General features: G+C 68.6%; 10 protein-coding genes. 4 read left to right on the forward strand and 6 right to left on the reverse strand.

Annotated elements, in window-relative coordinates:
• The first annotated feature begins 34 nt into the window (after window positions 1-34).
• The gene (locus WME79_RS45350) at window positions 35-1129 is read left to right on the forward strand and encodes an endonuclease/exonuclease/phosphatase family protein (protein WP_437528409.1); all 1095 of its coding nucleotides are present in this window, start codon (window positions 35-37) and stop codon (window positions 1127-1129) included.
• A gap of 362 nt (window positions 1130-1491) precedes the next feature.
• The gene (locus WME79_RS45355; protein ID WP_437528410.1) at window positions 1492-2541 is read left to right on the forward strand and encodes a hypothetical protein; all 1050 of its coding nucleotides are present in this window, start codon (window positions 1492-1494) and stop codon (window positions 2539-2541) included.
• A 40-nt stretch (window positions 2542-2581) separates the two neighbouring features.
• Here WME79_RS45355 and WME79_RS45360 read toward each other — a convergent pair whose 3' ends face one another.
• Both WME79_RS45360 and WME79_RS45365 read right to left on the reverse strand, forming a co-directional pair.
• Window positions 2582-3058, reverse strand: a complete 477-nt coding sequence (locus tag WME79_RS45360) for a glutathione peroxidase (protein ID WP_437540068.1) — start codon at window positions 3056-3058, stop codon at window positions 2582-2584.
• A gap of 805 nt (window positions 3059-3863) precedes the next feature.
• Complete coding sequence (locus WME79_RS45365) at window positions 3864-4736, reverse strand: alpha/beta hydrolase fold domain-containing protein (RefSeq protein ID WP_437528411.1); 873 nt, start codon at window positions 4734-4736, stop codon at window positions 3864-3866.
• 113 nt (window positions 4737-4849) lie between these two features.
• On the opposite strand from WME79_RS45365, the gene WME79_RS45370 reads away from it, so the two are divergent.
• On the forward strand, window positions 4850-5758 hold the full coding sequence (locus WME79_RS45370; RefSeq protein ID WP_437528412.1) for a LysR substrate-binding domain-containing protein: 909 nt from the start codon (window positions 4850-4852) through the stop codon (window positions 5756-5758).
• A gap of 132 nt (window positions 5759-5890) precedes the next feature.
• Here the strand turns inward: WME79_RS45370 and WME79_RS45375 are convergent, their stop codons facing one another.
• Window positions 5891-7078 (reverse strand): cytochrome P450, encoded by a 1188-nt coding sequence (locus WME79_RS45375; RefSeq protein WP_437528413.1) that lies wholly within the window; start codon window positions 7076-7078, stop codon window positions 5891-5893.
• 46 nt (window positions 7079-7124) lie between these two features.
• Window positions 7125-8015 carry a terpene synthase family protein gene (locus tag WME79_RS45380; RefSeq protein ID WP_437528414.1) on the reverse strand — a complete coding sequence of 297 codons (891 nt, stop codon included), beginning with the start codon at window positions 8013-8015 and terminating at the stop codon, window positions 7125-7127.
• Between the two features lie 945 nt (window positions 8016-8960).
• Here WME79_RS45380 and WME79_RS45385 point away from each other — a divergent pair.
• Entirely contained in the window at window positions 8961-9965 is a 1005-nt protein-coding gene (locus WME79_RS45385; RefSeq protein WP_437528415.1) for a terpene synthase family protein, read from the forward strand.
• 181 nt (window positions 9966-10146) lie between these two features.
• On the opposite strand, the gene WME79_RS45390 is transcribed toward WME79_RS45385, so the two are convergent.
• Window positions 10147-12546: a glycosyltransferase gene (locus WME79_RS45390; protein ID WP_437528416.1), complete on the reverse strand. Its 2400-nt coding sequence runs from the start codon at window positions 12544-12546 to the stop codon at window positions 10147-10149.
• A gap of 221 nt (window positions 12547-12767) precedes the next feature.
• Complete coding sequence (locus WME79_RS45395; RefSeq protein ID WP_437528417.1) at window positions 12768-13715, reverse strand: glycosyltransferase family protein; 948 nt, start codon at window positions 13713-13715, stop codon at window positions 12768-12770.

A 13715-nucleotide genomic window follows, 5' to 3' on the forward strand; every position in this document is an offset into this window, starting at 1 on the left:
CGGGCGGGTGGACATATTCTACAACGAGGGCGCAATGACGACATCGAAGGGAGCTCTACTCCTCGCAACGGGGGCACTCCTCTTTCTATCCGGATGTAGCAGCGAGCCTGGCGGTGGGGAGCAGCCCAGCGCCACGGGCAGCACAGGCAGCAGGAACGACATGGGTGGACAGGGCGGAGCGGGCGGCGCAGGCGAAGCGGGCAGCACGGGCGGCGCAGGCGGAGCGGGCGGCATGGGCGGCGCGGGCGGCGCAGGCGGAGCGGGCGGCATGGGCGGCGCGGGCGGCGCCGTCGCGGCCCAGCCGATGACGCTCGACCTGATGACGTTCAACATCCGTTATGCAAACCGCGCGGACGGCGACAACTACTGGCCGAATCGCCGCGACATGCTCTATCAGGTCATCCGTGACGCACACCCCGATGTGCTCGGGCTTCAGGAGGCGCTCAGGTCCCAGCTCGATGATCTCCGCGGCGCGCTCCCGTACTCGGAGATCGGGGTAGGCAGGGATGACGGCGTCGAGGCGGGTGAATACTCGGCGATCCTCTACAACGCAGATCGATTCGATGTGGATGAGAGCGGCACATTCTGGCTATCCGACACCCCGGAGGTGCCTGGGTCGGCGAGCTTCGGGAACGTGGTCGTGCGGATCTGCACATGGGCGAGGTTCGTCGAGAAGAGCTCCCGCCGCGCCTTCTATCTCTTCAACACACACCTGGACCACGAGTCCCAGCCATCGCGCGCGCGGAGCGTCGAGCTCATCGCCGACAGGATCGCGAAGCGTGCCCACGCCGACCCGGTGTTTCTCACGGGCGATTTCAATGCGGGCGAGCGCAATCCAGCCGTCCTCTATGTCAAGGGAGAGGCGACGCGCGCGAGCGAAGGGACCGCGCCGGTGCCGGCCCCTCCGGGATTCGTGGACACGTTTCGCGTCCTCTACCCGGACGAGGCGCCGGTCGGCACATTCCACTCGTTCAGCGGAGACGAGGACGGAGAGAAGATCGATTTCATCTTCGCTCAGCCGGCGCCGGTCACGGAGGTGCTGATGGCCCAGATCATCCGCGAACACCGCGACGGCTTCTATCCGTCGGATCACTTCCCCGTCACCGCCAGGCTGCGCCTTCAGCCCTGAATCCGGAGCGCGTCCCCGGGGGTTGGGGGCGAACCGGCGATGGCGAACGATGTGAGTGCAGCGAGACTACATAAAATAAACCCTGGCAGATCGATTGAGCGATCCGATGCTGGCGGCGCAGGCTGCATGGCAGAGAACGTGGGTTGATCCCCTCCACGCGACGACGCGGCGAGGATGACGAGCGAAGGTCACATTCGCGTGTATTCAGGGGCTCACGCGGCGCCTGGCTGCAAATACCAACCTCCTCGTCTCGACAGCTCAATGCGGCAGTGCTACCCATCTTACGTGTCCGGCGCTGGGTTGGGGAGGACATGTCATTACATCATGACCTGTCGCCGATGCACGCAGGAAAGGATCGCCGTATGCGCATCAATCGAATCCGAGGTCTGCGGGCAGCTCAGCTTGCGTTCGCGTCTGCGTCTGCGGGAGCAGCCTTCTGCTTCGCAGCGTGCTCGGCCGACACGGGCCCCACGGCCGAAGACATGGGCGAGCTGGACCAGAATCTTGCAGCCTGTTCGTATGCGGTCACGACGAACTCGTACGAAGGAGCCCCGGAGTACTGGGGAACCATCAAGGTCAAGAACACGGGCGCGAGCGCGCTGAAGAAGCCGATCGTGGCTTTCGACGTGCCGAGCGGTGTCACGTGCGATCATCACGAGCCGGGCTGGACCCACACACAAGCCGGCTCCCGATGCACCTATTCGAGGACATCGAACGTGTCGATCGCCCGCAACGCGTCATTCACACTCAACTTTTCCACCGACTCCGTGTCCTCGTTCACCCCGTCTCGCATCGAGCTCCGCGACACCAGCTGCTCCAGCAGCGGCAGCACGACGAGCGGCGGCAGCACGACAGGCACGGGCGGTGGCAGCACGACGGGCGGCGGCAGCACCACGGGCACGGGCGGCGGCAGCACCACGGGCACGGGCGGCGGCAGCACCACGGGCACGGGCGGCGGCAGCACCACGGGCACGGGCGGCGGCAGCACAACGGGCGGCGGCGGTAGCGGCGGCTCTGGCGTGGTGTGGCAGACGGCCAGCCTGACGGAGTTCGAGTCTTACCCCGACCCCGGCAGCGAGGAGTGCATCGAGTACAACGGGTGCACGTGGGCCGGTCAGTTCGCGGCCCTCGACGGAAAGCAGCCGGAGAGCTGGGTCAGAGAGAACAACATCGCCGCGGTGCACTCCAAGGATTTTCAGAAGTACAAGCTCAAGACCCTGCGCCTTCGAAAGAACGGCAAGGAGATCGACGTCAAGGTGTATGACATGTGCGCCGACTCCGATTGCAGCGGGTGCTGCACGCGGAACGCGCAACCGTCGGGGTACCTGATCGATATCGAGAAGTACACCGCTCAGCGGTTCGGGGTCTCGGCGTCTGGACAGGTCGAGTGGAGGTGCCTCGACTGCAATTGATGGCTGTCTCGTCTGGCCGGTGGCTCGCGCGCCGCCTTGCTCACCCGCCGAGCGCCCTGTCGATCGCCTGCGTGAGCTTCGGGTCGCCCGGCGCCACGGACGACTCGAACCGCTCGATCACCGAGCCGTCCTTGCCGATCAGGAACTTGGTGAAGTTCCACTTCACCTCACCGGCAGGTGCGGCTTGCGTGAGGAAGGCATAGAGGGGGTGCTTGCTGCCCCCCTTGACCGGGATCTTCGAGAACATCGGGAAGCTGACGCCGTACTTCGTGGAGCAGAAGGCGGCGATCTCGGCGTCGGTTCCCGGCTCCTGCGCGCCGAAATCGTTCGACGGGAATCCGAGGACGGCGAAGCCGCGATCCTTGAGCCGATCATGGAGCTCCTCGAGCCCCGCGTACTGCGGCGTATAGCCGCACTCCGAAGCGGTGTTCACCACGAGCAGCACCTTGCCTCGGTAGTCGCCGAGGGAGCGGTCCTGTCCGTCGATGGTCTTCACGGTGAAGTCGTAGAGCGACATGGCCTTTCCTTCCTGAGCAGCGCCGGGCGTGTGCTCCGGCGAGGGGCGCTCGACGTCCTTTCCGCAGCCCGAAATGCAGGCGAGGGCGAGCGAGGTGGTCAGGGCGAGTCCGCACCGGAGCACGCGCGGCGAGCGTTCCATGGCGGCATGGATAGACGCGCGTCCGGGCCGCGTCGAGCAGGAACGCCTCCGCCGACGCATCGCCGCGTGAACGACCCGGCGGTTCGGCTCGGTGATCTAGCTCGCTGTAGGGAGGCCACCGCGACGGCCTTGCAGGGTGGACGGGCACGACGCTCGCTGTCGACTTGAAGGCTGAGCTCAGGTGCCCGCAGCTCGGGCTGGACAGCCTGAAAAACAGCGGCGTACCATGAGCGCGGGGTGCTGTGCCTCTGTCGCCGGGGAGCTGAAACCGTGCCTGGACCGATCGACGTGTTCATCTCGTATGCTCCTCAGGACGCAGAGCTCCGGCGAGAGCTCGAGGAGCACCTCTCCATACTGCGGCGACAAGACGGTCAGGTCCGCTCGACGCAGCTCATCCTTCTGCTCGTCAGCGCCTCCTTCTTCGCGTCCGACGACTGCCACGATCGCGAGATGGGGCGGGCCCTCGAACGCTGGCGTCGTGGTGACGCGCAGGTGGTGCCCATCCTGCTGCGCCCGTCGGGCTGGGAGCACACCCAGCTCGTGCGCCGCGCCCAAGGACGACGTGCGCGCGGCCGACCTCTTCCGGAAGGCTTGCGAGGGGGTATCCAACGCAGCTGCGAGATGGTGAAAGGATGAACCTCGTTCTCGCCTCCGTCCTCCGCTCTTACCGGTCGACGCTCTGGCGCAAGAACGCGCCCGCGAGGTCGAGCGCGTCGCGCGCGGCCTCGAACGCCGCGACGCTCCTCGGGAACACGTGGGGCATGCCCTCCCAGACGTGGACGTCAGCGCCGGCGAGCGCATCGAGGCGAACGGAGTCGTCGAGCAGGATCTCGGCCGTGCCCACGTGAACCTGCACAGGCGGCAGGCGCTCCATCGCGCCGTACAGCGCGGAGGCGCGCGGATCGCGAGGGTCTTGCCCGCACAGGTAGTGACGCGCGCCGGCCTCGAGCGCCGCACGGGAGAGCAGCGGATCTTCAAGGGCCTTGGCTTCGATGCTCGCGCCGCTCAGGGCCAGATCGGTCCACGGCGAGAGGAGCACGCCGCAGGGCGCCTTGCTCTGCGCGGCCAGCAGGGCGAGCGCGAGCCCGCCGCCCGCCGAGTCTCCGGCGATGGCGACCCGCTCCACGCCGAGCTCGGTGGCGAGGCCGAGGTGCGCATCCCTCGTATCCTCCCACGCGGCAGGGAAAGGGTGCTCCGGCGCCAGACGATAGTCGGCAACGAACGCGGAGATGCCTGCGCGGACCGCGAGCTGGCCCGCGAAGTGGCGGAACGCGCGGGCGCTGCCGAGGATGAACGCACCGCCGTGCAAGTAGAGGATCGCTCGACCGGGCCGCGGCGACGGCGGAATACACCAGGTGCCCGGCACCCCACCGACGCGAGCCTCGCGGTGCTCGACGCCCGCGCCGGGCGGCGTGAGCTCGATGAGCTGGTCGAACGACGCTCGCGTCGGAGCGGCGCGGCTCGTCGCGAGCTGGGAGCGCAGCGCGGTCATCGCGGCGCGGTCGGCGGGAGAGAGCGGGTGATGGATTTGCGGCATCGGGGACCTCGGCAGAAGGGTGACGCCGTGAACGAATAGGACCTCCCACGTGGCTTGAGAACGGCGTCGCGGAGGGTAGGATCCATTCCTCGTCGGAATAACCGGAGCGGCGCATGGACAGGCTGGACGCGATCAAGACCCTCCTTCGGGTCGTCGAGACGAGGAGCTTCTCGGTGCCGGCGCGCGAGCTCGGCGTGGGTCAGCCCGCCGTGAGCAAGACGATCGCGCGCCTGGAGGAAGAGCTCGGGCTCCGGCTGGTCGGGCGCACGACGCGACACGTGAGCGCGACCCCGGCCGGGCAGCGCCTCGTCGACGAGGTAGGTCCGCTCGTCCGAGCGCTCGATGAGCGCATCGCGCGGCTCGCGCGCGGCGATCGCGCGCCGAGCGGCACCGTGCGTATCGCGGTCGCCCCAGGCTTCGGCCGCGCCTGTGTCGTGCCGCTCCTGCGGGCGCTCCGCGCCGAGCACCCGGGCGTCTCCGTCGAGCTCGCGGTCTCCGATCGGCTCGCGGACCTCGTGGCCGACAACATCGACCTCGCCGTTCGAGCTGGGGCGCTCGGTGACTCGGGGCACGTCGCGAGGCGCGTGGGGGAGACGCCGCTGCTCACCGTGGGCTCGGCGGCGTACCTGGCGCGCCACGGCGAGCCGTGTGAGCTGCCCGAGCTCGAGGAGCACGAGTGCGTCGTGTTCTTCACTCGAGGCGTGCGGCGCGCGTGGCGATTCGGGCGGCCGGCGGCGACGAGCCACCACCCTTCACGTGTGACCTTCCTCTCGAGCAACGCGGACGACATCCGCGCGGCGGTGCTCGCCGACGTCGGCCTCGCCCAGGTGCCGGGGTGGCTCGTCGCGCAGGATCTCGCGACCGGCGCCGTGAGGGCCGTCTTGCGGCGACACGAGCCCGAGCCCATTCCTCTCTTCTTCGTGCGGCCGGCTCAGAAGCGACCGCCGGACCGCGTGCGCGTGGTGGAGAAGTTCCTGCTTCGTGAGCTCGCGCGCGAGCCGCTGCTGCACGTGGGGCGCTGAGCCGGCCCCCGGCTTCACCGCGGGGAGCAGCCGCCGTCCGGCGGCGATATCGAGGGATCGCGATTTCGATGTTCGCGCATCGCGACCGCGGACTCGGGCTCGCCGTCCGCGCTCACCTCCCCGGCTGAGCGCCTACGCGCGGTCGAACTCCATCCACAGGTAGGCTTGGTTGCGCGAGAACAGCGACGTGCTCCACGCGGAGCCCCGCTCGTGCATGCGGAGCCCCTGGATGCGCGGGAGCAGCTCCTCGAGGCCGAGGCGCCCCTCCGCCAGCGACAGCGCTGCGCCGATGCAGAAGTGGGCGCCGAGGCCAAAGGTCAGGCCAGCGTTGCGCTTGCGACTCAGGTCGACGCGGTCGGGGTCGTCGACGCGACCATCGTCGCGGTTGGCGGAGCCGATCAAGGCGAGGACGATGGAGCCCCGCGGCAGCGGCACGCCGGAGAGCTCGGCGTCGGAGACGGTCAGGCGTGTCGACGCTTGCAGCGGCGGGTCGAAGCGCAGGATCTCCTCGACGAAGGAGGGGATCGCCGCCGGCTCGGCGCGCAGCCGGGCGAGCAGATCAGGGCGTGCGGCGAGGCAGCGGAGCGAGGAGGCGAGCATGCTCGCGGCCGTGTCGTGCCCGCCCTGGAGGACGATGGCGAGGAAGCTGATGAGCTCCGCCTCGCTGAGCCGCTCGCCGTCGACCTCGGCGTCGAGCAGATCGCTCACCAGATCGTCACGCGGGCTGCGCCGCCGGTCGGCCAGCACCTCCCTCAGGTAGGACTCGATGTCAGCGATGACGGCGCGGATGCGCGCGTGGTGCTCCGGCGGGGTGGCGGGATGAATGCTGAAGAGGGCCTCCGACCACGAGAAGAAGAGCCGGCGCAGCGCCGGGTCCAGGCCGAGCAGCTCGGCGATGGCGACCCCAGGGAGCTCACTGCTGAAATGCTCTTGCACCTCGATGGGCTGGCCGGTGACGATGCCCTCGGCGAAGCGCCGGGCGGCGGCGCGGACCAGCGGCTCGACGCGGGGGACGACGCGGATCGAGAACGCCCTGTTCACCAGGGCGCGGAGCTTGGTGTGCACCGGCGGGTCCAGGAGCGCGAGCGAGTCCGCCACGGGGTTGTGCCCGAGCCATGACGGCCTCGTCGCCTCGCGCAGACCTGCAGACGAGAACACCTCGCTGTTGCTCAGGACAGCAGCGACATCGGCGTAGCGGCTGACGGCCCACATTCCGCCAGGCTCTACCTGACATACCGGCGCGCTCCGGCGCATCTCCGCGTACATGGGGTATGGATCGTTCCGCACCTCAGGCGCGAGGAGATTGAAGCGGTATGACATGCAAGGACTCCTGTCGGCCGCAATTCAAGAGAAATGAAAGAGGAGATCACGGACGCAGAAGCTCGAGGAAGGGCGAGGTCGGCGATGAATAGCGGCCCGACATCACCTGCCAATCGGCGCTCCCCTCGATCCAGCTCGTCATCCCCGCGATGAACCGCTGCAGCGCTCCGTCCATCTCGCGACCGAAGGAAGGCACGCTCGCGGCCATGCGCAAGAACTCGTCGTGACGCATGTTGATCATGTCGATGCACAGCCGGACGGCATCCTGGAACCCGACCCTGCGGTTGACCATCACCACGTGCACGAGGTTGTTGGGGTTGCGGTTCCAGAGCACCTCTTTCTCATAGGAGAAGAGGTCGTTGTGCAGGCTGCTCGCTTCCTCGCACAGCGCTCTCATCCTGAGCACGTAGGGGTCGTGCCACAGCCAGTCAGGGATTTCGGCGCCGCAGGCCATCTCAGCCATGCGGATCACGGTCCCGAGACCGCTGTCCTTGACGCGCATGGCGACGTACTCCGGCACGCCGGGGACGTGCCTGTACAGGTTGTTCTGAGCCGCCTTGAACGTGCCGTTGAAGAGGTAATCCTCGACCGCGTCGCTGAAGCGGAGCAGCCACCGCTCGCTCACCAGGTCGAGGAGCGAGCGCCTGATGTAGAGCGCGTACCTCGCCAGCGGCTCCTTCTGCTCGACGCCATAGCGGAGCGAGATGAGCGAATCAATCGCCACCCGCTTCATTTCGTCGAGCCTGCCCGCATAGCGGCCGCGGATGTTGTCCACCATGTCGTCGAAACAGAACAGCCACATGTTCCAGTCGTGGCATGCCTGCAGCTGCTCGAGAGACGCAGCTGGGTACACATGAGCGCAGAGCGAGACGATGTTCGCCGCGTCGTACGTCCGTAGGTGTTCCTCGTGCAGCAGGCCTAGACCGAGGAGGACCATCTTGGTCTGCGCGCTGACACGCTCACAATCTTGACGTAGGGCGGCCGTCTTCCCGAGACAAGTCAAGGCGGACAGCCGCGCGGCGCCCGTGCCGCCGGCCGCCGAGAAGGCCTCGACATCACTTACGCCTTGAAACATCGAGCTCACTCTCCGCGTAAGATCGCGCGCAAATCGCGACGGTCTGGGTGATCGAAGCCATTGTTGTCTGATCGAAACCTTCCGACGCCAGATGGCGTGACGCGCTCGTGAACGCGTGCTCCGGCTGCGCCGTCACGGTAGGTCGGCGAGCACGAGGCTGAAGTTCCGGCAGGGAAAGTCCTGGAATACGCCAGGAACCCTGGGCATGAGAGTGCGGCGATGACGCTCCTGGCTCGGACCGTCCGAGACATCTTCATCGTAGCACCGGCCCGGCGGACGGAACAACCAATGATTGACAGCCGGGGCGGATGTCGTCACGTCGTAACGTTTCGGCCATGGCCGTGTCCTGGGCCGCTTTCGGAGCGCTCTGATGTCGATGTCGCTCGATGCGGTGGCGGGGCGGAGAGGCGCCTTTTGAAAAGGGCGGTGTGCGCGCTCTCATGAAGGAGGGCGTCGAGGCTCATCAACGCAAACGATCCTGGACGATGGCCGCGTCGTTACGGCACAGTGAAACTCCATTCGTGGACGGATTTCGACTTCCGTGGAGCGGGGGCCATGCTACTTTGAAGAGTGAGACCCACGGAGGTGCATGCGCCGGACGTGGGGATACAGGTGCGCCGTCCGGACAGGCGTTGTGGGCGCGTCGCGCCGTCCTCCGGACCGCTGCCCGCCACCAACGCCGGGCCGGTGTCCGCGAAGCGTTCATGGCCACCGGGGTCGCCAGGGTCTCCTGGCGGTCCCTGGGGTGTGGCTCATGAACATGCTCACCACTTCCTGCGTTGAAATGCTCAGGAGCGCAGTCCGCATATGGTTCACTCTAGCGACCACGAGCTCTGGTGCCCGTTCGGCGCCGAGATCAGCCCCCACGCCGCTGACGTCGATCGCGGGTCATGGGAGTGGGCCCGTAAGTTCAACCTGATCAAGCGGAGCCGACCCTCGGGCTCCGCGCGGTCCTTCGAGTACGGACTGCTGGCCGCTCGCGCCTACCCGAGAGCCGAGAGGGGGCGCCTCCAGATCGCGGCTGACTGGGTCAGCTGGCTGTTTCTGATGGATGATGAGTGTGACGAGACGGGCGTCGGCGCCGATCCCGCGCTGCTCATGCGCGTGCACGAGCGGCTGCTCGCCGTCCTTCGAGGCGCGCCGCCGTCCACGAGCGATCATCAGCTCGTGCGCTCACTGCATGATCTGAGGACGCGAATGGCCGAGTGCGACTCCTCGTCGTGGTTATCCCGCTTCGCGCATGCGGTCGAGGAGTACTTCACGGCGAACCGCTGGGAGGCCGAGAACCGCCTCCGCGGCGTCATCCCGAGCGTGTCGGACTACCAGGCGATGCGAGCGCACACCGGCGCCGTGTTCGCCTGTTTCGAGCTGACCCAGATCACGGACGGTATCAGGCTCCCCGCCGGGGTGCGCCAGCACATGGGCGTGCAGCGGCTGGCGCTGCTCGCCAATTGTGTCATCTGCTGGTGCAACGACATCCTCTCGGTGAACAAGGAGTCGAGGCAAGGGGACGTGCACAACCTGGTGATCGTCCTGAAGAACGAGCATCGGCTGAGCGACGAAGAGGCGGTGCGCGAAGCCGTGCGCGTGCACAACGGGACCGTTCGAGCGTTCGTGGAGCAGGCGACAGCGCTGGAGGGCTTTGACCCCGACGTGGACGCGGAGCTCGGCCGTTACGTCGATTGCCTCCGCTACTGGATGCGCGCCAACCTGGACTGGTCGTGGACGGCGCTGCGTTATCGCCGGGCGATCGCCGAGAGCGCTGGGATGATCTCCTTTGGACTTCCTGAAGTCTCCCGCGCCGAGAGCTAGAGCACCGATCCGCTTGGAAACCAGAGGAATGAGCCGCCAAGACGCCAAAAGACGCCAAAAGACGCCAAGAAAATAATAAAAATCTTGGCGTCTTTTGGCGTCTTGGCGGCTCAACTTCTCGCTGTTTGCGGTGTCTGAGCGAGGCCCGAGCGATAGAGGAGGAAGAGCCGCGCCATGTGGCTCACAGGCCGACGCGCTCGACGCGCACCCGGACCTCGACCGCCGCTGGTGCTGCATCCTGACCTTCCGGCGCGGCGCCGAGCGGCCCGGAGCCGCCCGCGATCTCCGCGATGAGGAGCGGCCCCGTCGCCTTGACGATGCGGCGGGCCTGAGCCAGCACGCGCGCCCTCTCTTCCGCCGTCGCGCCGTCGAGGACGCCGCTGAGGATGACCCCGCAGGCGCGGTTCGCCGGCAGCGCGGCGAGGCCGGCAGCCGTCACCACGCGGGCCGCGAGGCCGCAACCCTGCGCCACGTCGCGCGCGAGCAGCTCGGCCGCCTCGCCTACCACGACGACGCCGCCGTACAGCCCGCGCAAGGCGGGGGCGGCGACCGCCCTGACGCCGCGCACGAGCCGCGCGCGCGCCTCGATCGCGTCGGGCGAGCAGTCCGGCAGGCGCTCCGCCGCCGGCGCGTCCGGGGCAGCCGCCATGACCGCCGACGACAGCGCCGCCCGGATCGCGGCGAGCCGCGCCCGCCACCACCGCGCGCCATACCCGATCTCCCGGGCGCGGCGCTCGCGCTCTTCCCGCCCTCGATGGACGTGGACCTGAAACGCCTCCGTGGCGGCCTTCTGCGGCTGGCGCAGGGCGCGAACGCTCGTGAGCAGGCGCATGTCGATGAGGTCCGCGCGCCGCACGCCCTCCAGCAGATCGACGAAGGCTCCCTTCTCGGCGCCACCGCCGATGAACCACTCGTCGAAGCCACCGAGCGCATCGACGAGGCCTCGCCAGACGATGGGTAGCCCGTCGCGCACGTCGGAGAGCGACTCGGAGCCCGGGGCGCCAGGGCGGAGCTGATCCCCCTGGGCGCCGGGTACGCCGCCGTCGAGCGGCGTGGCCGAGAGGAGCGGAGCGAGCCCCTCGACGGCGCCCGAGGCCGCCCACGCGGCCGAGCGCTCGATCCACAGGGCCGGCGGCAAGGCGACGCGGGCCAGCACCGGCGTGAGCACGGCCGGCACGCCGCGCGCGAGCGCCGCGTCGTGCTCCGAGAGCGCGTGCTCGACCGCCTCGCGCGGGAGCAGGACATCGGCGTCCAGGAACCAGATCAAGGGCGCGCGGGCGGCGCGAAAGCCCGCGTTCCTGGCATGGCTGCAGTGCGGGAACTGCCCGCGCGGGCGCGGGCTGTCGATGATCTCGACCCGGAAGGGGTGAGAGCCCGGCTCCGCAGCGGCGCGGATCGCGCCGCCTGGGTCGCCGCCGTCGCACACGACCACGACCTCGAAGGACGACGGGGCGGCGGTCTGCGCGCGCAGCGCGAGCACGGCGCGCCGCAGGAGGGGCGCGGTCGAGGGTTGGCACGGGATCACGAGGGCGATGCGCGGGGGAGCGGCGCTTGTCGCGCGGGCCTCCACAGCCGAGCCGGGCGCGCCGGGCGCGTCGCGCGCGGCGCTGCCTCCGACGGCCGCATCGCCCGCGGACGCACCTCTGACGCCCGCACCCGCAGCGGAGCCGCCCCTCAGCGCCGGCCGCTCGCCGAGCACCTCCCACAAGCTGGCGAGGCACCGCTCGCGCTCGCTCAGGTACGCGTCCCGCGCCGCTTCCTGGATGCGCCGGAGATCCGCCTCCGTGAACGCCATGCAGCGCTCGACGGCATCGCGGACGTCCTCGGGAGCCACCGCGTGCGTGCGCACCAGGCCCTGCGCGCCGTGCGGCGCGGCCGGCATGCGCAGCGCACAGCCGTCGATCTCGCTCATCGCCTCGGTGTCGGGCACGAGGACCGCGGCGCCGGCCGAGAGGCCCTCATGGAGCGCATGGCCCCAGCCCTCGTAACGGGACGGACAGAGGTGAAATCGAGACGCGTTCTGGTAAAAGCGCAGCCGCCGCTCGTCGACGCGCCCCGCGAACTCGACGTTCCGCGGCCTGAGCGGCCAGCTAAGCGAGGACACGACAGTCAGCGGATACGGGATGCGGTGGCGCTCCCAGGCCAGAAGCACGGAGTCTGTGCCCTTCGCGTCGGAGCCGCCAGGGACGTGCAGGAAGCGCCGCGCCCGGGGCACGGCCGGGTCCCAGCGGTCCTCCGAGAAGAAGCCGAGCTGGCGGGCCCGCGGCGTGAGCGGGGCGAAGTGCGACAGCGCGTCCCGGGTCTTGCACAGGACGAGCTCGAAATCGTCGAGCGCGGACCGGGCTTCCGGCCGCCACCACTCGGCGTTCGGGATCAGCCACCGGCGCGGCGTGCCCTCGGCGAGGCGCGGCTCGTAGACCTCGAGGAAGATGACGAGATCGGCGCCACCCACGCCTTCGGAGCGCTGGAAGTGAACGCCGGTGACCCGGTGACCCCAGCTCTCCAGGAGGCTGCCGAGAAGGCGGTAGTCGCGCTCGAGCCCCTTGCCGTTGTCGATGTTGGTGACGATGTGGATCTGCATCGGAAGCATCCCGTCGAATTTTTCGGGAAGATTCACAGGGAGGCGGGGAGGCGGGGAGGCGGGGAGAAGGACAGATGGGGAATGAAATCCCATCAATCTCCCCGTCTCCCCGCCTCCCTGTTTAATTCTCTGTCATGATGAGGGGATTGGTCATGATCCGCATCTCAGCCCGATATCGTCCGGCCAGGCCGGCCCCGCGAGCGGCCTCCACCACGCCAGGGTCACACCCAGCCCCTCAGCCCCGCGTGGTGCTCGCCGAGGATGCCGAGCATCTGGCGCATGCGGTGCACATACGTGAAGCTCGCCTTGACGCGCGCGTGCCCGGCCCGCCGGATCGCCTCGCGCTCGTCGTCGTGCTTCACATAATAGTCGATGAGGCGCCGCAAGGCCGCGAAGTCGCCGAACGGATAGAAGACCACGTGCTCGCGATCCCGGAACTCCTCCTCCAGGCCGAAGATGTAGGGGTGGATCATGAAGCCTCCCCGGCCGAGCGTCTCGTAGATGCGATCGGACCAGTAATGCGGGTGATCAAAGCCGACACACAGGCTGTCGCCCACGACGACCTTCGAGGAGGCGTACAGGCGGTTGAGGGCGTCGCCGCGCACGGTGCTCTCCGGCGAGCCGTGCTTCACGAAGCGGCGGCCGTACGTCTCCGACAGGAAATCGACGAGCCGCCTCCGATAAGGCCACTCCGGATGATAATCGTACGAGCCCACGAAGCAGACGTCGGCCGCGGCGCCGGGGTCGACCTCCGCGAGATAACACTCGGCGCCGTACACGCCGGGCTTCAGGTAATGGTGGCGTATCCCCTGCGCCCGGAAGAACGCCTCGCTCCCGCCGTCGGGCGTGAACACGTGCTGCGTGCGCCAGAACGGGTCGAACCGGAGATCGCGGCCGCGCGAGAGGCCGGCGTACAGGTCGAGGTGGTACGAGGCCGTCGCGATGGGCAGCTGCGTGATCCAGCGCAGCGCGTCGCCGCGCAGGCCCCAGGTGCGGGTGTAGAGCAGCAGATCGACGTCGCGCGCCATCCCGTCGAGCTCCTGCAGGGTGAACGCGTTCTCCTGGGCCTGGACGACCTCGACGCCGAGCGCTCGCAGGCTCTCGCCGACGTGGTTCTCGGTCGAGAACGACGGGCCGAAATTGCCGATGTACAGGATGCGACGGCGCAT

Origin of the sequence: Sorangium sp. So ce726 (assembly GCF_051521405.1) — a bacterium.
Taxonomy (GTDB): domain Bacteria; phylum Myxococcota_A; class Polyangia; order Polyangiales; family Polyangiaceae; genus Sorangium.

What these genes read in the sequence shown, in the direction of transcription:
- WME79_RS45380 (WP_437528414.1), bottom strand. Translation starts at nt 8,015, where the DNA reads ATGGTCCTCCTCGGTCTAGGCCTGCTGCACGAGGAACACCTACGGACG.
- WME79_RS45385 (WP_437528415.1), top strand. Translation starts at nt 8,961, where the DNA reads ATGGTTCACTCTAGCGACCACGAGCTCTGGTGCCCGTTCGGCGCCGAG.
- WME79_RS45390 (WP_437528416.1), bottom strand. Translation starts at nt 12,546, where the DNA reads ATGCAGATCCACATCGTCACCAACATCGACAACGGCAAGGGGCTCGAG.
- WME79_RS45375 (WP_437528413.1), bottom strand. Translation starts at nt 7,078, where the DNA reads ATGTCATACCGCTTCAATCTCCTCGCGCCTGAGGTGCGGAACGATCCA.
- WME79_RS45365 (WP_437528411.1), bottom strand. Translation starts at nt 4,736, where the DNA reads ATGCCGCAAATCCATCACCCGCTCTCTCCCGCCGACCGCGCCGCGATG.
- WME79_RS45360 (WP_437540068.1), bottom strand. Translation starts at nt 3,058, where the DNA reads ATGTCGCTCTACGACTTCACCGTGAAGACCATCGACGGACAGGACCGC.
- WME79_RS45350 (WP_437528409.1), top strand. Translation starts at nt 35, where the DNA reads ATGACGACATCGAAGGGAGCTCTACTCCTCGCAACGGGGGCACTCCTC.
- WME79_RS45370 (WP_437528412.1), top strand. Translation starts at nt 4,850, where the DNA reads ATGGACAGGCTGGACGCGATCAAGACCCTCCTTCGGGTCGTCGAGACG.
- WME79_RS45395 (WP_437528417.1), bottom strand. Translation starts at nt 13,715, where the DNA reads ATGCGCCGTCGCATCCTGTACATCGGCAATTTCGGCCCGTCGTTCTCG.
- WME79_RS45355 (WP_437528410.1), top strand. Translation starts at nt 1,492, where the DNA reads ATGCGCATCAATCGAATCCGAGGTCTGCGGGCAGCTCAGCTTGCGTTC.